We start from the raw sequence: 18,400 nt of genomic DNA, 5'->3' as shown, positions 1-18,400 counted from the left end.
AGCGCGTAAGTGGATCTGGACAGAGGTCAATGCGGCGAGAGGCGAGAAGAGGCATGAGTATGGCGCAGGTACTAGAGATGTCCCCTGAGAGCAGCGGCACAGATGCTGCGCGACTTGAAGATTTGTCGACGCTGTTCTTCGTCAGTTTCGACGCACATGTGAGATCCGCTCCTGACGCGCTTGCGCTTGCTGGGGATCATGAGTCGGCCACCTATCGCGAGTTGTCGGCGTTGGTTGGGCGGATTGCCAGTCGACTCGTATCGGACTACGGCATAGGTCCTGGCGATGTCGTTTTGGTGGTCGGTGGCCGCGATCTGGCGAGCCTTGCGCTGTTGCTGGCTGTATTGCGTGTCGGCGCGCGTGCCGCTCCGCTGGAGCAGTCATTAGCAGTCTCCAGTGATGTGGCAAAGTATGGCAGCAATGTAAGGCTGATCGTCAGTGCGGAGCCGCTCGACTGGGGCGGTACGCCAGTTCCGAATGCGTGTTTCGGGATGCTCGCGCGACCGTCGGAGCCGGATGAAGCCGGTGACTTGCCCTACCAACCTGCATCACTTGCCTCCGCGGGTTTTGTACTGTCGACCTCCGGTACGACCGGTATTCCAAAATTGATTTTAGTCAGTCTGCTGAACTTCTCGGCGAACCTCAATTCTGCCAACGAGAAACTACGCATGAGCGAATCGCTGCGCAGTATCTGGTCGGCGAACTTCGGCTTCGATCTAAGTTTGTCTATCGTTCTGATGACGCTTCGCGCCGGTGGTCTGATCGTGGTGCCTTCGAGTGCGCAGGTGTTCGATCCTCGCGCGTTCGTCACGGCTATCCGTAAGTATCGCGTGAACATGGTGAACCACGTTCCCTCGTTCCTCGAGAACATTGCATTAGCCTGCGAAGGTGAAGAGCCGATCGCGATCGACTATCTTATTTTTGGCGGCGAGGCGCTCACGTCGCCGGTGGTACGCAGCGTTCGGAATTTGTTCGACGCGCGCGTCGTTGCGAACGTCTACGGTCCGACCGAGACCACCAATTTTGCGACGATCTACTTCATCGACGGCGATATGGAGTCGTTGCATTTACCCATCGGTCGGGCGCTGCGCGGCTATCAAATCACCTTGCTGGACGAGCAAGGGAAGCCGTGTGATGTGGGTGTCATCGGGGAGATACATATCGGAGGCGTCGGCGTGGCATCTTATCTGCGCGGCGACAACCGGGTATTCCAGGAGGCCACCACGGGTGGCGGAAAGGTCTACAAAACCGGCGACATGGGCTACGTCGACACGCTCGGAGTTATTCACTACTGTGGGCGAATCGATGAACAGGTCAAGCTGCACGGAAAGCGCGTTGATCTTGCCGGACTCGAGAGTTTGCTCGGTCAACATTCCTCGATCGAGAACTTGATCTTCTTGCCGGTCAAAAAAGACGGTGTCGTGGTTGCGGTATGCGGCTTTTACTTGGCGACAGACCAGGTACCTAGCGAAGCGATACATGATGCGTTCTATCGAGCCTTGGGGGAAAACGGCTTACCGATCCGGTTGCATCGCTGTACGGAGTGGCCGCACGCAGCCAACGGCAAGGTCGATCGGGCGGCTTTGCACGCGCTACTACAGCAGGAAATGAAACAACCTGTAGCGACGAACTCGCTGCTTGCCAGCGAGGTTATTCGCATTTGGTCGGAGTTACTCGATGGCATCCCAGTTGATCCAGACAAAACCTTCCTCGAACTGGGCGGAGGTAGCCTTAAGGCGATGTTACTGGTCAAGCGAATGAAGGACCGCTGCGGCGTCGAGGTCACCTTGCGTCAATTGCTGGTGGCCGGAATGACGATCAGCGCACTCGTCGGATCGATCGAGACTCGAGCCGATGCGACTGCACCGCTTCCGGTCAAGGAGGGTTAAATGCAGATTGGTAAAACTGAATATCTTGCGAGCGTAGAGCAACAAGGACTCTGGTTCGAGATGCTGCAAGGGGTAGTGCACGTGGCGCCGCAACGGATCGAGCGAGCGTACCACCTTCCGTCCGAGATCGATCCGACCGACTTGGCCTCCGCGGTTCGGACGGTATTTATGCGCACGCCAATCTTGCGGGCGGCATTTATTCAACGCGACACGGCGCTTTATTTCGCTCCCGGTGTTTGTGAGCCGCATGTCTGGAACGCTGACGAAATCACATCGGTGGAAACTCGGCATGAGTATCTCGAGATTAGCCTTGACGATCTCCGGCGAGGCGCGCTCGCGAAAGCCGTGATATCGAGGACGGGCGGGAGTGGGCCGTGTCTGCTCGAATTATCGATCTCCCATTTGGTCTGCGATGCAACATCGATGAACCTAATCGAAGTGAGTATCGAACGAACTCTTGCCTCCGGCCCGGTAGGGAACGATCCGCTCGACCAAGACGCGTCTCCAGAATCCACGGAAGGATTGCTGTCATATGGCTGCGACCAACGGACTTGGCTGCAAACCACAGAGGCCCGTTCAATGCGCGAGTTTTGGATGCGGCAAGCCCAAATGATCAATGCAGCGTCGCCGGTGCCAGCAGGCGGCTTTGCCAAGGGGAACAGACAGGGCGCTGCTTGGGCCGAGAGCGTCTCGTTGGACGCGACGGTGACCGCCGGCTTTCGCCAAAGTGCCGCGCGCTACAGCGTGACTCCTCACGTATTACTGCTCGGTTTGCTGTTCATCCTGCATGCACGGTACTCGTCTTCGCGCACCGTCGCGATTGCGACCGCGATCGACCGCCGTCCGTTGATCGAGGGCGGCGGGCAGATCGGCCTTGCTGCGGACATGATGTGTCTGCCGTTCGAGGTATCGGCGGACGAGCCGTTGACCGCCTTCCTAACGCGTCTCAGTGACTGCTTCTTCACGGCGCTCGAAGCGGTACGGCTACCGTTCGCCAGTTGGGCGGGCATAGCAGGGGTTGCCGGGCACGTGAGCACATGCCTAGAATTCATCGATGGACGCCGCGGCGACAGTCTGTTGCGGCGCATGCCGACGCGGTCGGACGCGGTAGATCATTCACTGGTAATCAAGGCCGACTTGTCCGTGACGACAACGCTGGAATTGATGGGTGACGTTTCGGCCTACGAATCGGCGGGCGACCTATGCCGTGTAGCCCGGCGGCTCGCGACGGCGTTTCGAGCGATCGCAACCGGCGCACATGGCGACAGTCGGCTGCGCGACATCCCGTTCTCGACAGATGCGGAATTCTCGCAGCTGTTAGCAATTGCGCACCGGCACGATGCGCCTATGGCGGCAGGCACGCTCGTCGACGAGTTCAAGGCGGTCGCCGCGCGTCACCCCGATGCCGTGGCCGTCATCGCAACATCAGCCGTCTGGACATTCCGCGAGCTTCAGGACGCGGCGTTCCGCGTCGCGCAATGGATTGACCGATCGAGCGTCGCCGATCGACAGTTGCGCGTGGCGATCGTGGTTGACCGGTCGCCGCAGATGCTAAGCTTGCTGCTGGGAATCATGATGGCTCGCGGCATCTACATCCCAGTTTCGCAATACAACCGCGACGAGCGCATCCACAAGCAACTTGAGGACAGCGAAGCCGACCTCGTGATTTGCGATGCCCATTACGTCAAACGGCTTGAGCGCACCTGCCGGATACCGGTGTTCGCGTGGGGCGCGTTACCGGACCTGGGCGAGAGTATGTCCGAGCCGCGACACCCAGCGCCATCTGATCTAGCCTACATCATCTACACATCCGGGTCGTCTGGGGAGCCGAAGGGTGTATGTGTATCGCATGACGCGATCAGTCGGACTGTGAGGTTCAGGGCACGCTACTATGACTTTTCTGAGAAGGATCGTATCCTTCAGGTACCCGCAGTCTTTTATGATTCGGCTGTCAACGACTATTTCTCGACGTGGCTGGGTGCGGCGGCACTAGTGATGCTCGATGAGCGCGAACGCACCGACGTGAATCGGATGGCTCGGCTGATCGAACAGCACCAGGTCACCCACTTCATGATGGTGCCAGCCATGTATCGCTTGTTGATGGGTACGTTGGTTGGTTCGTGGTCCGCGCTACGGCAAGTCGTGTTGTGTGGCGACGACCTGAACCAGAATTTGGTCGGCGAGCATCGCAGGCGATTGCCGCATGTCGATCTGTTCAACGAATATGGCCCCGCGGAAACAGCCGTCTGGACGACTGTGCATCAGATTGTTGCCGACGACGCCCAAGTGCTAATCGGCGCGCCGATTGCCGATCACATAGTCGATCTTATCGATGACGAATGGGGTGTCCGCGAGATTGGCGAGCCAGGGGAAATCTGCGTCTCGGGGCCGGGTCTCGCGGCCGGTTATACCGGCGACGCGTCATACACTGACCGGAAGTTCGTCGCTCATCCGTTACGGCAGCAGCGGATGTACCGCACTGGCGATCGTGCGGTCCGCGTCGCGAACGGTGCGTTGAAGTTCCTCGGGCGCGTTGACCGGATGATAAAGATTGCCGGCGCGAACGTAGATGTCGAGGCGATCGAACAGTTGCTGCTCGGGTCGCCGGGAGTCGAACAGGCAATGGTCGTGCCGCTGGTACCAGCCGGCTCTGACGAAGGGCCGATTGGTACTGTGGCATTCGTATCGTCGACCACGCCACTGGACGCGCAGGCGCTGCTCGATCAATTGCGCGCTCAATTGTCAGGTGTTGCGACGCCGCGGTATGTCCAGGTGTGCACAGACCTGCCGCTGACAATCAACGGGAAGATCGACCAGGCCGAGTTGCGCCGTCGCGCCGCGACGCTGCATACAACACCGTCATTGCCGGACTCTCTTGGTCAACCTGCGTCCGAGCCAGCGGCTGTGTCGCAGAGCGCGCGACTCGACGCGATCTGGAGCGAGACGATCGGTTCGCCTCCGCAACTGGGTGTATCGGTGTTCGACCTCGGCGGCAACAGCCTAATGGTGATGCACCTGACGTCACGGGTGAACGCTGAATTGAAGCTGTCGCTGTCGATCGCTGACGTCTACCGTAATCCGACGCTCGATGGCCTGCATGCGCTGGTCCAGCAGCAATGGACCACGCCGACGAAGCGAGTGCAAACCGTGGCGGATCTTTGGCGAGAAGCCGACATCTCGCGCCGCCTTTTCGTGCGAGCTATAGTCAGTAAAGTCAAACAAGCGTTCAATGTTCTGGATGTGTGGGAACTTGATGTGCCGCTTGATGTGGCTCGTCTGGCAGGTGCGGTTGATCAGGTGGTCAGCGAATTGCCTGTGTTGCGTACTGGGCTGGAGCTTCGCCATGGCGATATGGCGCGAGTGCCGTATTCCGCGTTGCTGGACAATCCCTTGTTTTATAAGGATCTCGACGATGGCGAGCTGCCGGCTGAACTTGAGGCGCTGTTGTGCAAGCCATTCGACCTAAGCCGTCCGCCGCTGTTTCGCATCGGTCTATATCGCGGTTCCGCGTCGCAAACGTGGCTGGCACTGGTGATTCACCACGTGATTGCAGACGGCGAGAGTATCCATCTGATCGCCTCCCGGATTCTGCAGTGCTATGAGGGCATGCACAATGCGCGGCCTGTGCGTCCGTCCGGCAATCTTATCAGCGCGTTGGCCTCGGCTGACGAGAGCCGGCACTACTGGAAGGCAGCTCTGGCCGAGTGCAAACCACTAGATCTGCCAGTACGACTGTCAGCACGCAAGCAGCGAACGCACGTCGGTCAAGTGCTGACGAGGATCTTCGACTCGCTGTCGACGGAAGTCATCACCCAGCTCGCCGCGAACGCGCGGCTTTCACAGTATGCGCTCCTGGGTGCGCTGTTCGCGGTAACTCTCAGCCGGTTTGTTGCAATGAAGAAAGTGTCGTTCGGTATGCCGCTGAACGTCCGTGATGCCGTGGACGCCCGTGGCAAGGTCGGGTGTTTCGTCAACCCGGTGGTAGTGACGACCACGGTCGACCCGCAGTTGGGCCCCGCCGGGTTCCTCTCCCACTTCCGAGAAGTGTTCGCTCGCACCTGGTCGCATGGTTTCTTCCCGTTCGATCAATTGCTGGTCGAGAACGACGTGAAAGCCGAGCGAGGCCGCCATCATTGCTTTGATGTCGGACTGACGTTGGACGAGCCGTTGGGTGCCATCAACTCGAACGCCTTAACAATGCGGCAGATCGGATTCAACCCGCGGCAGCCTGCCGCGCCTCACGACTTCTGGGTCTACTTCAAGGTAGATGGTGAGCGGGTCGCGGCTGATGTCCTGTTCGACACGTCGCTATATACCGAAGCGCAGTTGGACGGCTTTCTGGGCGATTTCGAACAGATCGCATTGCAGTTCCGCGACGAATTCGATGAGCCCGGCGTGCTGCTGACGCATAGTACGCAAGACCGGGAGGTTTCGCATGATCTATAACCGTATCGCGCAGGCCTTCGAACGGTTTGCCGATCGTCCGGCGCTGAACGGCAGCGGCCAACTAATTGACTATCAGACTGCCGCGCGGCGTTCTGCCGTGCTGGCGAACGCGATGCTGAGACTAGGACAGAAGCCGCGTGAGCCGGTCATCGTGCTGTTGCCGAGGTCGTTCGATCAGATTCTTGCTCTCATCGGCGCGTTGCGTATCGGGGCGACCTTCGTGCCCGTTGATGTGACGCTTCCGGAACGGCGCCTCGCAGATATCCTCTGTACCTTCGAGCAAGCCATTGTGGTTACCGATACAGACACGCAAAAGCGTCTTGCTTCGGCGACCCGGAAAGTGCGCTGGCTGATTACTGAGCAGATTCACGATGATGACGCGGATGTGCCGACCACATTCGAGGCCGCGGCGCGTGATCCAGCCTACGCAATCTTCACCTCTGGCTCGACTGGGGTCCCGAAAGCAGCGGTGGTTACGCATGAAGGCTTCGCCAACGTCATCGATATTTCGCGGCAACAGCTTGGCCTGAGTCCGCAGACAGTCGGCCTGCAGTTTGCCTCGCTGGGCTTCGACGTCGCGATATGGGAGATTTTCACGGTGTTGTGCAGCGGCGGCGAACTGGTCCTGATTGACGAGGAGATCAAGCTCCAGCCTGCGCGGCTTGCCGCATCTGTCCGAGAGAACCACGTCAATCTCATGTTCATGATGGCTTCGGTGCTTGACGTACTCGATCCCGCTGCGTTCCCGACCGTGCGACGGGTTGTGACCGGAGGTGAATCGTTCGGACCGCAGCTCGTGACGCGCTGGGCCGCCGCCGACCGCCGCTTGTTCTACGTGTATGGCCCGACCGAATGCGCCATATTCCAGACCTTGCATGAGTGTTTCGCCGAGCATCCGAATGCACCGTCCGTGGGGCGTCCTCTCGAACATGTGCGCTTCCATCTGACTCAGCTCGATTCAGATAGCGAGCTTTACAGGCTGGGCATCTCCGGCCGCTGTGTTGGATTGGGATACCTGAATCAGCCTGACCTGACTCGCGAGAAGTTCCAGCTCGATGCGTCCGGGGTCGTCGTATACGACACTGGCGATATCGTGCGTCTGAGGGCCGACGGCGCTCTCGATTTTCAAGGCAGGGTTGACCGGCAGATAAAGCTGCATGGGCATCGGATCGAGCCGGCCGAAATCGAACGGACACTCGAGCGTCATCATGGCGTTTCGACGTGCGCGGTCATTGCTTGTCCGACCCCGGCAGGAGACACGCAACTGCGCGCATTCATCAAGGCGGCGAGTAGCGCCGAGTCGCCCGCGCAGATCGCGCTATGGGCCGTCGATCGCTTGCCGCGATACATGGTACCCGCACAAATAACAGTGGTCGATGCTTTTCCGTTAACGGTAAACGGCAAAATCGATCGCACGCGTCTGACGGAGATGTACCCGTTCCAGCCCACCCAGACAGATATCGAAAGCGGGCGGTCGTGGAGCGACGCGGAGCGTGCATTAGCGCAGAGCTGGTCCCTGATCCTAGGCGTAACGGCGATCTCGCTGGAGTCGGACTTCTTCGAGGTTGGCGGAAGCAGTTTGCAAGCGCTACGCGTGATTGGGCTGCTCGAGCCCCAGTATGCGCTGAGACTTGAGCATTTTTTCAGCCACCGGACGGTCGAATCGATTGCACGGCAGATGCGGTCGGTAACCGTAGGCGATGCGCCGCATCAGAACGAAGACTTTACCAATGCCCCGTTTCCCGCATCGCGAGGACAGGTGAGTGTGTGGCTGGCGACCGAACTCCATCCGAATCCGGCAGCGTACGATCTGCCGTCCCGCTTCCGGCTGACCGGCCATGTCGACATGGCACTGCTCGAAAAAGCCGTTGATCAGGTATGCGAGCGTCACCAACTACTGAAAAGCCGCTTCGAGTTGATCGACGACGGACTGATGATCGTTGCGCGGGAGGAGGCTCCGACACTCCGGATCCGGCGTTTCGGAGATATTGGCAACGCCGACTTCGACTGGATCACAAATACTGAAGTACGCAGGCCGCTGCGCTTCAGCGAGGGTGAACTGTTCCGGGCTGAGCTTTACTCTGCAGGCAATTCTGCTTACGTTCTAGGGATCAACATTCACCACTGCATCAGCGATGCGTGGTCCCTGCGGGTGTTGGTCTCCGATATTGTGGAGGTCTATGCTGGCCTCGCGTTAGGCAAATCCTCGGTAGGCGCGATGGAAGGAAGCAAGTATCGCAACTGGATATCGCGCCAGACTCGCCTGAGCAGTACGGAACACGCTGCGCGTGTGACCCGCTGGCGCGACAAGCTGAATGGACGACTACCGCTGTTTCCGGTCGAGCACAGCTCGTCCGATGCAGCTGGCGTGGCGGCTGGAAACCTCTACGCCAGCGTAGGCTGGAATGGCGCGGGGCGGGCGACAGGCGGGACGCCCGCTATGACACCTTATGCGTTCTCACTGGCTTCGGTGTGTGCGCTCCTTCGCGCGAGGAGTGATAGCGACGACATTGCGGTCGGAAGCGTGATAGCCGGGCGCGACTCCCGGGAGACTTTCGACCAGATCGGCTACTTCGCGCAGACCATCTGCGTCAGACAGCGAGTGACGTTGGAGCAAACGTTTCGGGAATTGGTGGACTCGGTGAATGACGAGTTGGTCGACATTCTGTCGATCGGCGCCGTGTCATGGGTCGATATCGCCGATTCGCTGCCCTCGGATCGTTTTCCTGACAAAAATCGGATCTTCAACGTCATGGTGACTCTACAAGACTCGCCGATCAGGCGTTTGGGGCGTGAGGGACTGTTGATCGCAGATGAAATCGCGACGCCGCCGAACATTAGTCTATTCGACCTGAGTTTCATTTTTAGTCAGGATAACGATTTGTCGCTTTGCCTAAACTACAACGTCTCTCGCATCGGCGATACGCTTGCGGGACAACTGGTTGAGGAGTATGTCGGGCTGGCACGGGAGGCTCTTCGAAATCCCGACGAGTCGCTGGGAAACATTATTTCGACGGCATTGCGTCGCGATATCGAAGAGTGTTAAGCACTATCAGGATGACTGCACATGACTAAGCTTTTACTCGATCTTGGATTCAATGATTTTTTCGATGGCCAGTTGCCCAAGTACGGCATTGGTCATCCATATCGAATAGCAGAAGATTATGGCCGGCGCTTCACGGTGATCGGTGTCACGGACGACGGCGTGCGTGAATTCGATCTGGTGTTCTCGCGAGACTGCACGCGGGCACCCATTGTCGGAGACTGGATCGTGGCGCTTCCTGTTGATGGTCGAACGGTCGAATACATTGACACGCTGGAACGTAAATCATGTTTTTCGCGCGCAACTCAGAATGGCGAGTTGCAGGCGCTTGCCGCCAATGTCGACCGGTTGTTTGTGGTGACTACATGTACGAGTGAGTTCAACCTGTCACGTCTGGAACGATATCTGGTTCTTGCTAAAGCGAGCAACGTCGAACCTGTCGTGGTACTGAACAAGGTCGATCTGGTCGCCGGCGACAATGTCTACGCGCAGGAGATCGCATCCGAACTCGGCAGCGGCGTTGCCGTTTGCTCGACAAGCACCGTTTTCGATGACGGCATGGAGCAGTTGCGAGCCATGATCGGACCAGGCGAAACGTGCGTGTTTGTTGGCTCGTCCGGAGTGGGAAAGAGTTCGATCGTCAACGAACTGACCGACACGGACCGGCAGAAGACTTTGGGCGTGAGCGCAAAAGGTGCGCGCGGTTCGCATACGACCACCAGCCGGTCGCTGTTCAGATTGCCGGGTGGCGGACTCGTGATTGACACACCGGGCATTCGCAGTGTCGGCGTCGCTGCTCAGGGCGACGAATTGAACGACACCTTCGAAGACATCGCGTCCTTGCAGAGCCAGTGCGCGTTCCGCGATTGCCGTCATGAAGAAGAGGCCGGCTGTGCCGTCATGCTCGCTGTCGACGAAGGTCGGCTCAGTATGCGTCGCCTCAATTCATACAAGAAATTGCAACGCGAGATCACATTCTTCGAGGACCCCGACGCCGCACGTAGGCAACAGAGAAGCGATCGGCGCAAGATGGCCGCCAACCGGATTTCCCGGGAAAAATTGGAACGAAAATCGAGGCATTAAAACGATGATTCCGAATCTGACCTTGCTTTTGCTTGATGGGCTGTACGCGGTGTGCCGAATGCCGCTTTCCGGGCCGCTCATTCAGCTTCCGCCCGTGCCCGACTTTCCGGCGATGACCACGATTTCCGTCACGAGTGACGAGTTGTCGTATATCGGGCCAGCAGATTCGATGCCAGGCAATCCAGCCGAATTGGATGTTGGCTGGCGTTGTTTCCGAGTCGACGGAGATTTGCCGTTCAACGCGGTTGGCGTGGTTGCATCATTTAGTAGCGCGTTGGCACAGGCAGGAATCAGCCTATTCGCCATCTCAACTCATGATCGCGATTATTTCCTGGTTCGTGAGGCCGCACTCGATGAAGCGATTTCCGCACTTGAGAAGTCGTTGTTCAGGATAGAAGGGCGTCGCTGACCGGCTGGTTAACGTTGCCGAGCGATATCCAGGTCGATTGAGACCGAATCGGCTCGCCAGCGACTATTTCAATTCAACGATCCGTCACTCGGATACGTAAACTGGAGCATTATGATTTTCCACGATAGTCAACCAGGCACGATAGAGGACCATCCGGCTGCGATCGAAGCATCCATGCGAGCATCACTCTCCGCGCTAGACCAGGCATGCCGGGATGCGGATACGCTGATTACTTTGAGGGGCAAGTTGCGCTTCACGAAGTCCGGTCCACAGTTCATCGATGGTGTGGTTCGCCGCGACTTTTCGATCGAAGCGCGCACGCGCGAATGGATTCAGGTGCGCGATCCGATGTCGGATCTGCTCGGCAACGCGGCGGTGGGTCAGAACTGCGGCGTCGAAGCAGTCTGGCCCCGGCATTACCCTGTGAGATTCCTCTCCGGCAATGCCGCGCTCGTGAATATCGAGGAAGTATTCGTCTATTTTCCTTACGCGCTGGAGTTGGAGGACAAAGCGAGTGACGCGGTGTTTGGCTTTGAGTTCGTCGACGTCAGTGAGAGCATCATCGAAGCCGTACACGTTCCCTGCATGCAAGCCGCGTTCGCGGAGCAGGATTGGAGGAAGTCGGTTGATCTGCTGCTTGCACGTCGCACTGAGGCGATCTATCTCTATTCCATCCTGCATGAAATTTCGCATGGTGTCGGACCGTGGCGCGTGATTCCATCGTGTGATGAGAATCTGCGCTTATCGGCGGCGCAATTAGCAATTATGGGCGAGTTGGCGGCAGACCTCGATGCGGCGTGTCGAGCGGCCAATTTCCCCGAGGTCGGGCTGCTCATTTTCATGAATCGCATTTTCTGGTATGCGCGCAGAGGCTTCGCTGACGACAATCGACGTGGAAAGCTGAATGCCGATAACGACGCATGGGGCGGGGCGTGGTTGTGGGAAAGGTCGGTTGCACACGGGTTGGTCTCTACGAAGGGCGCTCGGTTGATTCTGGACGTCGCGAGGCTACCGGCATTTTACGAATCCTGTCGTCGGGAAGTGACCGAGTTGGGGCAAACCTTGCTTGCGGCAGGAACTGGTCAACGAGGGATGCTTGACGCATGGATGAGAAAAGGCGTCCCGGGTGCGCAGGATCAGTTCATTTATCCAGAATCGCTCTGTCGATTGTTCCAGAAGTGCTCAAATGTTCCGGAACATATTCCACGGGTCATATAAACGGTTTCGTCAAGTTGGCCTGTGTCGGGACTGCAAGACGCGTTCATTTTCGGCCATCGTTAAAATGCGTGTCGCCAATCGACCTGACACCAAGCGACACGAACGTTAAGTTCTATCGACATAGTGTCGTGACTAGTGTCGATGCAGCGGCGTGATCGATAACAGAAAGAAAATGGGCTTAGCAATCTTTCAATGCACCTGATTTGCCTACCATACGCCGGAGCAGCGTCCACTATTTACCATAGCTGGCACTTTGGCGAAGGCGTTGACATTTCGCCTATTGCCGTGGATTACCCCGGTCGTGGACGCCGGTTTAGGGAGCCGCTGTGTTCTGATTTGCCGTCGCTTGTAGAGATTCTGTTGCGCGAACTGGCACCCGTTTTCGAGGAGCCTTTTGCTATATATGGGCACAGCATCGGCGGCCTAGTCGGATTCGAAATGGCACGACAACTGCAGGCTCGAAATATCGCGAATCTGAAGCATCTGTTTCTAGCAGCGATATTGCCGCCTAGGGCGTGCCGGCTTGACGAAGGGCCTGCATTGTTTCAGATGAGCGACAGAGCCCTGATTGACCATCTCAGGGCCCTAGGCGGAATGCCGACTATGGCCCTCGAAAATCCAGAGTTCATGGCGCTTTATCTTCCCATTATCCGTGCCGACTGCGCGCTGGCCGACCCTAAGGCGTGGCCCAGTACTTACCGCCTAGATACGGTGCCAATTACGCTGTTGTGCGGGACACGTGACCTGACTGTTAGGTCGGCAGAGATGCAGAGATGGAACGAAGTGGCGAGTAATGTGCGTTCGACCAGATACATTGACGGCGGGCACCTGTTCTTACACGAGAACCAGGTAAGACTGCTCCGCGTACTGACCGATAGCCTAGCTGGACTATAGATTGGAGAATCGCTTGGGGCGGTACAGCCATTGTTGCTGACGATTGCCTCTCGGCGGACTCCAGACCTTCCGACCTGATCCGCGGGTTCTGATTAGCCGATGGATTTTTTCAATCCTGTTCCTTTACAACACTCTGGTCCTTCGGATGTGACGCTCGTCCGGATCGACATTCCCTTTGCACTATTGACCTGCCCCCGGTATTAGTACGAAGCGCCGTTAGAGTCCGAGGTTAATAATTCCCGCGCTTCGTGCGCCTGCGCAAACTGCACCGGCGCCAGATACCCGAGCGAACTGTGAGGGCGCTCGGTGTTGTACTCGATACGCCAATCTTCAATCAAACGCCTGGCGTGACGCATGGAAACGAACCAGTGCTCGTTCAGGCATTCGTCCCGGAATCGCCCGTTGAAGCTCTCGATGTAGGCGTTTTCCACCGGCCTGCCGAGCCGGATGAACGACAGCGTAACGCCTGCTTCGTAGGCCCATGCATCCAGCACCTTACCAGCGAACTCCGGGCCGTTGTCCACCGTGATGGACCTGGGCAAACCGCGCATCTCGCGTAACCGTTCAAGCACCTGCTTGACCCGTTGCCCCGGCAATGAGGTATCAACCTCGATAGCCAGGCACTCACGCGTGTAATCGTCGACCACGTTCAGGCAGCGAAAGCGCCGACCATAAACCAGCCCGTCGCTGACGAAGTCCATCGACCAGCTCTGGTTCGGCCCCGTTGGCAGCGGCAGCGGTTTGCGCTCGACAGCAGCTATGCGCTTGCGTCGCCGCCTGCGCACGCTCAATCCAGCCTTGCTATACAGCCGCCAGATGCGTTTATGGTTTGCCAGCCAGCCCTCGCGCCGCAACAGCACATGAATGCGCCGATAACCATAGCGACGCTTTTGCGCTGCGATGGCCATCATCCGGCCAGTCAGCGCCTCGTCATCGACTTGGCGGCGCGACGCATACTGAAACAGCGAGCGAGAAATCCCTACCAGCCCGCAGGCCCGGGTGACACCCATGGCGCGTTCGGTCATCAATATCTGGACCGCTTCGCGTTTGGCCTGCGGGCTCGCTATTTTCGCGACAGCAGGTCCTTCAACGCAGAATTGTCGAGCATCGACTCGGCCAGCAGACGCTTGAGCTTGCCGTTCTCCTGCTCCAGCTCCTTCAGGCGCTGTGCATCGGAAACCGTCATGCCGCCGAATTTTGCCTTCCAGTTGTAGTAGGTCGCCTCCGAGATACCGTGCTTGCGGCACAGCTCTGCTGGCTTCAGGCCCGTCTCGCCTTCCTTCAGCACGCCAATAATCTGTTCTTCGGTGAATCGCTTCTTCATGACCGCTCCTTGTCGGAACGGACTCTACACCGTCAGCGTACTAATCTCGGGGAGCAGGTCAGGCGTGAGTAGGTTCTCGTCTGCATTCTCGAACGGCCCTGCGCGAAGCACGCTATGAAACGCTTGCCTATACTCATCGAAGGACGGCATCTCACATGGCTGTTGTATCATTCGGCTCCGCGGGAGGGCATGTGCCATTGCCGTGTAAATATTACCTAAGTTGACCCCGCACCATGCAAACCATGTACGCTCATATCGCGGGAGAAGTCCGCGAGTTGACACTGCCTCCTGTACACGAGGAAGTGCTTCCTGGGCTCCCATGGGGCGCCTTCGATGAGCTGATGACGCCGGCATACTGGCGAGGCCAGGCATGGCAGCACATCGAAGCAGGGGCGTTCTGCGACTTTCGTCTTGGTCGGACCTTGGAAGAGGAGGTCGCGGCATGCTTGCTAGGCGGTTGGGGTATGCCGGCCGAATTGGCACTCGCTGCTTATTCGCGGGTCCGGGAAAAGGGGATGTTGCGGGCTGGGACGACGGCTCAAGAACTCGAAGATATTCTCAGTGAGCCTTTCACTGTTAAGGGGCGATCCAGAAAGTATCGATTCATCCGACAAAAAGCCAAATATCTGAGCGGCTGTCTGGAGGAACTGGGCTCTTTCGTACCGCCAGAGGACGATATTCTCTTTCGAGATCGGTTGAACGAGCTTCCCGGCATCGGTTTGAAGACGGCTTCGTGGATTGTCCGCAACCTGCGGCCTCAGAGTGAGGTCGCAATCCTTGATATACACATTCTTCGGATAGGTCAGCATCTCGGCCTGTTTCCTGAGGAATGGCAGCCCGAGACCCACTATCGCAAGCTTGAGGCGCGGTTCATCGCCTTCGCTCGAGCTATCAATGTCTCCGCTGCGACACTCGACGGGCTCATGTGGGACCACATGCGTCAGCTCTCAGCCATTATGAGAAAGTCACAAGGACAGACGGTCGAGCAACTCGACCTGTTTGAGAATAGTCATTGATTGATGCGTTCGGGCTGAGCAGGTCAACCAGGCAGCCCAATCGCGGCCGCGCCGACAGCTAGCAGCTGATTGGCCGCCGGCAAGCTATCAACGATCTCATTGCCCAGAATTCCCAGCGGGCAAAAGCCAAGCCCATACGCTTCGGCAGCGAGTGCAAGAGTCTGAAGCAGAGCTCCCGAATCACGCCAAACTAGCGATTCGCAATTTTCGTATGCGGCCGCAGGCCTTGCCCGGTCTGCGATGAGCACGATGAAGGCGCCATCTGCCGATGGAAGCACGCGTTTGCATTTGTGTAGCCAGTTCGCGCGGACCTCATGTTTTATGCTGAGTTCTTCGAGGGCCGACTCGTCGGCGTTCAAGCGATATGCGCCTGTGCCAGCGAGCAACAGAACCGAGATAGGGTGCAAGGCGCCAGCGGAAAGTGCTGGACGGCGACTCCGCCGAAGCGGGTCGCCGTCCTTCCAAAAACGCGGCACGAGCGCAAGCCGGAGCACGTCAACGAGCGATTCGATCGGCGCGGCGCCTAGCTCGCGGGTCGAACGTCGGCTTTCGAAGATGTCCAGGAAAGTCCGCTCTACGGGAACGCGATGCGGACCAAGCGGCGTCGTGCGCAATACCGGCCAGCGATAGTCCAGAAACGGACTATCTTCAAGCGGTCGAGGATCCTCAATACGGGGCAACGCCGAGTTCCTCTAATACCGAATAGTGCTTCGCGCATCCTCGGCATATCCCACACGCTTCGTTCGCAACGTGGCAGGAGTGAGCCCATGCAAGCACCTCTCGCGGTACACCGGACACCTTGACGAGTTCTGCGCCAGAGAGCTCGATAGCTGGTGCTTCAAGCGCAATCGCACCCTCCTGGCAAGCCAGAACTGCGTTCATAGCGGCGAGGAATTCCGTCGTCCCATCGGCGTGCACACCATCGGTTCTCAAGGTCCCTATGAGCAGCTTATCCACGTCAATTGCTACCGCTTTCATCGCGGCCAACGTCACCAACATCTGATTGCGGAACGGCCACCATTCAGACACTGGTGCTAGCTCCGAGGCCGCTCGACCTGCCATATCGCCACTACCGAGTGCCTGGAGGTCCGCTTCGATGACATGGTGCTCAATTCCAAGCACTTCGCAGGCTGCCGAAGCCGCGCGCACCTCTGCACGGGAAGCACATTGCCCATAGGCGATAGTAATGGCGACTTCAGGCTTCTTCCAGTATGCGATGGCGATCGAATCCATTCCGCCAGATAGTAGGAGGGCGGTCCTCATGTTTTCCACGCCGTATGATGCAGCGCCGTGACGAAGTCATTGAAAACTTTGCAGTCCGAGCCCACGACCATCTTCAAGTCTTCCTCGCTTACGGATTGAGCAAGCGCATAGACGGGTAGGCTCTTCGCCCTAGCATAGCCTGCCTCGAAGATTGTGCCCGCATCAAGTCCGTCGAGAATTGCAAACACGCGGTCACAGCTATCGAGTGCGGCAAGATCGGCGGGCCCGACTACCTCTGCAGGACCGGGGCCAACATCGTGGACTGGGGAGAATACCGTCAACCCCAGCTCACTCAAATATCGCCGAGCTTCGTCGACAAGCCAGCGCTGTCCAAGATTGAAAAACGGGCTAGCCAGATAGACCTTCCCAGCGACCGTTGACGCCGGCACTCGCTGCATCTCCCGAAGCTCAGAAGCTTTCGCTGACGGCAGCACCATCATTTCCGCATATTGCGATACGGCACGCGAAGCCAATTCAGCCGCTTCGAAAGGGCTCTCGCGGTGTACAGCCCACCGAGCGGCGAATACTGCAGCGAATACGTCGCCTGACCCGATGGTCCACACCCGTTCGCTGCGGTATGCGGGAATCAGTTGTGGGCTCCCGGCCGCGGTGTAGACATAAGCGCCTACCGGACCGGATTTGACGACAACCACTTCTGCACCGTGTCCAATCAATTTCGCAGCCGCCTTTGCCGGATCGCTTTCGCTTGCCATTGCGATGATTTCGCTGCGATTCCCTACGATGGCGAGGTGCTGAGCTTTGCTGCCGTTTTCCCAGAATGGTTCTGGACCAAAAGCAGACTGCGGATCGTACACGCACCACGCGGCGTCGACTTTAGCGCTACCTTCAAGCATGCCAAACCGCAGTACGGCTTCGTCTTGCACCTCAATGGATGCCTGTGTCGGGATGGCCGACAGCGCTGGCCGAATCACCGGTGTTGACATGCAATGTACGTAGTCGAAGGCAATTGCAGTCGGTACCGGCGTTGGGAGGAATTTGAACTTGAAGAATGATGCGGTCTTGTCGAAAGACTCTTCATGTTCTTCGCAGGCGTACGTTCGCAACGTGATATGTTGAACGTGTTCGACGATTGCAACTGCGGCACGGCCACCTGAACCATACAGGTGGTTCTTCCACTCGGGCCAGAGGCAATTTTCTCTGTACACGCCGCCTACGATGGTAATCGCACTCGTCGTCATTACGGTCTCACTTTGACAACGCAAAGTCCGCCGTTGATGCTGAGAACGTCGGCAACGTAATGCCTTCCACTCTGTATGCAGGCGATAAATTGAAGGTACGACGGCGATGTAATTGCACCGACGATGTTTCCAGCATTATCTTGAACAACCAGACGAGGCGGTCCGGGAATAAATGCAACCGCCAGGACATCGCCTACTCGAATGCCCCGTAATGCGACCTGGTTCACCGAGTTGAGACTCGTGACTTCTTCGAGAATACACGGATCGATGATCCCGCCGACTCCGGTGCCATCGCCGGCGGGAATCGGTACTGCTACCGGCGCCTTCGGTTCCGGACGCCAATCCCCACCACCACCGCCACCTCCAGACATGACTACTCCTTTTATTCCGAATTGAGATGAACCCGCTAATAGATAGAAAACAGGTGCGTACGGGGGGAGTTAGGGGTGGGGGCGGGTTTCACACTCACCCACGATAGTGAAATTCATTGCTTTCCCCGGCAATTACGCGTGTATGGTGAAAAAAATCGCGGCGAGCATACATGGCTTGGCCGCTGATTTTGTGTACTTGATATTCCGCAGTCTACAGCGCGCACTGTCTTGTGGGGGTAGCTTTT

Annotated in this window: 13 protein-coding genes; 8 read left to right on the top strand and 5 right to left on the bottom strand. The window is 57.8% G+C overall.

Annotated elements, in window-relative coordinates; genetic code table 11:
* Window positions 1-53: 53 nt before the first annotated feature.
* The 7 genes from SB764_RS34140 (at window position 54) to SB764_RS34110 (ending at window position 12,982) form a co-directional block, all read left to right on the top strand.
* Window positions 54-1,889: a non-ribosomal peptide synthetase gene (locus SB764_RS34140; RefSeq protein WP_410866105.1), complete on the top strand. Its 1,836-nt coding sequence runs from the start codon at window positions 54-56 to the stop codon at window positions 1,887-1,889.
* On the top strand, window positions 1,890-6,335 hold the full coding sequence (locus SB764_RS34135; RefSeq protein ID WP_410866104.1) for an amino acid adenylation domain-containing protein: 4,446 nt from the start codon (window positions 1,890-1,892) through the stop codon (window positions 6,333-6,335).
* Window positions 6,325-9,381, top strand: a complete 3,057-nt coding sequence (locus tag SB764_RS34130) for an amino acid adenylation domain-containing protein (RefSeq protein WP_410866103.1) — start codon at window positions 6,325-6,327, stop codon at window positions 9,379-9,381. Before SB764_RS34135 ends, SB764_RS34130 begins: the two co-directional genes overlap by 11 nt.
* Before the next feature lie 21 nt (window positions 9,382-9,402).
* Window positions 9,403-10,461, top strand: a complete 1,059-nt coding sequence (gene rsgA / locus SB764_RS34125) for a ribosome small subunit-dependent GTPase A (RefSeq protein WP_410866102.1) — start codon at window positions 9,403-9,405, stop codon at window positions 10,459-10,461.
* A gap of 4 nt (window positions 10,462-10,465) precedes the next feature.
* Window positions 10,466-10,870, top strand: coding sequence for an ACT domain-containing protein (locus SB764_RS34120; protein ID WP_410866101.1), 405 nt, complete (start codon window positions 10,466-10,468; stop codon window positions 10,868-10,870).
* Window positions 10,871-10,981: 111 nt separating this feature from the next.
* On the top strand, window positions 10,982-12,088 hold the full coding sequence (locus SB764_RS34115) for a hypothetical protein (RefSeq protein ID WP_410866100.1): 1,107 nt from the start codon (window positions 10,982-10,984) through the stop codon (window positions 12,086-12,088).
* A 192-nt stretch (window positions 12,089-12,280) separates the two neighbouring features.
* Window positions 12,281-12,982 carry a thioesterase II family protein gene (locus SB764_RS34110; RefSeq protein WP_410866099.1) on the top strand — a complete coding sequence of 234 codons (702 nt, stop codon included), beginning with the start codon at window positions 12,281-12,283 and terminating at the stop codon, window positions 12,980-12,982.
* 200 nt (window positions 12,983-13,182) lie between these two features.
* Here the strand turns inward: SB764_RS34110 and SB764_RS34105 are convergent.
* Window positions 13,183-14,306 (bottom strand): IS3 family transposase gene (locus SB764_RS34105; protein WP_410866098.1). Its coding sequence is split into 2 segments (ribosomal slippage): window positions 13,183-14,048 and window positions 14,048-14,306, totalling 1,125 coding nucleotides; the frame shifts between segments, so codons are not numbered across the junction.
* A 233-nt stretch (window positions 14,307-14,539) separates the two neighbouring features.
* Between SB764_RS34105 and SB764_RS34100 the strand changes: the two genes are divergently transcribed.
* The gene (locus tag SB764_RS34100) at window positions 14,540-15,322 is read left to right on the top strand and encodes a hypothetical protein (protein ID WP_410866097.1); all 783 of its coding nucleotides are present in this window, start codon (window positions 14,540-14,542) and stop codon (window positions 15,320-15,322) included.
* Window positions 15,323-15,345: 23 nt separating this feature from the next.
* Here the strand turns inward: SB764_RS34100 and SB764_RS34095 are convergent, their stop codons facing one another.
* From SB764_RS34095 to SB764_RS34080, 4 genes are read right to left on the bottom strand one after another with little or no spacing between them, the layout of a single operon-like run.
* Window positions 15,346-16,002 (bottom strand): nitroreductase family protein, encoded by a 657-nt coding sequence (locus SB764_RS34095; RefSeq protein WP_410866096.1) that lies wholly within the window; start codon window positions 16,000-16,002, stop codon window positions 15,346-15,348.
* The gene (locus SB764_RS34090; protein WP_410866095.1) at window positions 15,989-16,585 is read right to left on the bottom strand and encodes a 7-cyano-7-deazaguanine synthase; all 597 of its coding nucleotides are present in this window, start codon (window positions 16,583-16,585) and stop codon (window positions 15,989-15,991) included. Before SB764_RS34090 ends, SB764_RS34095 begins: the two co-directional genes overlap by 14 nt.
* Window positions 16,582-17,784 (bottom strand): PfkB family carbohydrate kinase, encoded by a 1,203-nt coding sequence (locus SB764_RS34085; protein ID WP_410866094.1) that lies wholly within the window; start codon window positions 17,782-17,784, stop codon window positions 16,582-16,584. Before SB764_RS34085 ends, SB764_RS34090 begins: the two co-directional genes overlap by 4 nt.
* A complete protein-coding gene (locus SB764_RS34080; RefSeq protein WP_410866093.1) occupies window positions 17,784-18,155 on the bottom strand; it encodes a hypothetical protein in 372 nt (123 codons plus the stop codon). Before SB764_RS34080 ends, SB764_RS34085 begins: the two co-directional genes overlap by 1 nt.
* Window positions 18,156-18,400: the final 245 nt, after the last annotated feature.

Origin of the sequence: Paraburkholderia sp. SIMBA_027 (assembly GCF_046535315.1) — a bacterium.
Classification (GTDB): domain Bacteria; phylum Pseudomonadota; class Gammaproteobacteria; order Burkholderiales; family Burkholderiaceae; genus Paraburkholderia; species Paraburkholderia tropica.
The sequence above is the reverse complement of the archived record's forward strand: the minus strand, read 5'-3'. Positions and strand labels throughout refer to the sequence as shown.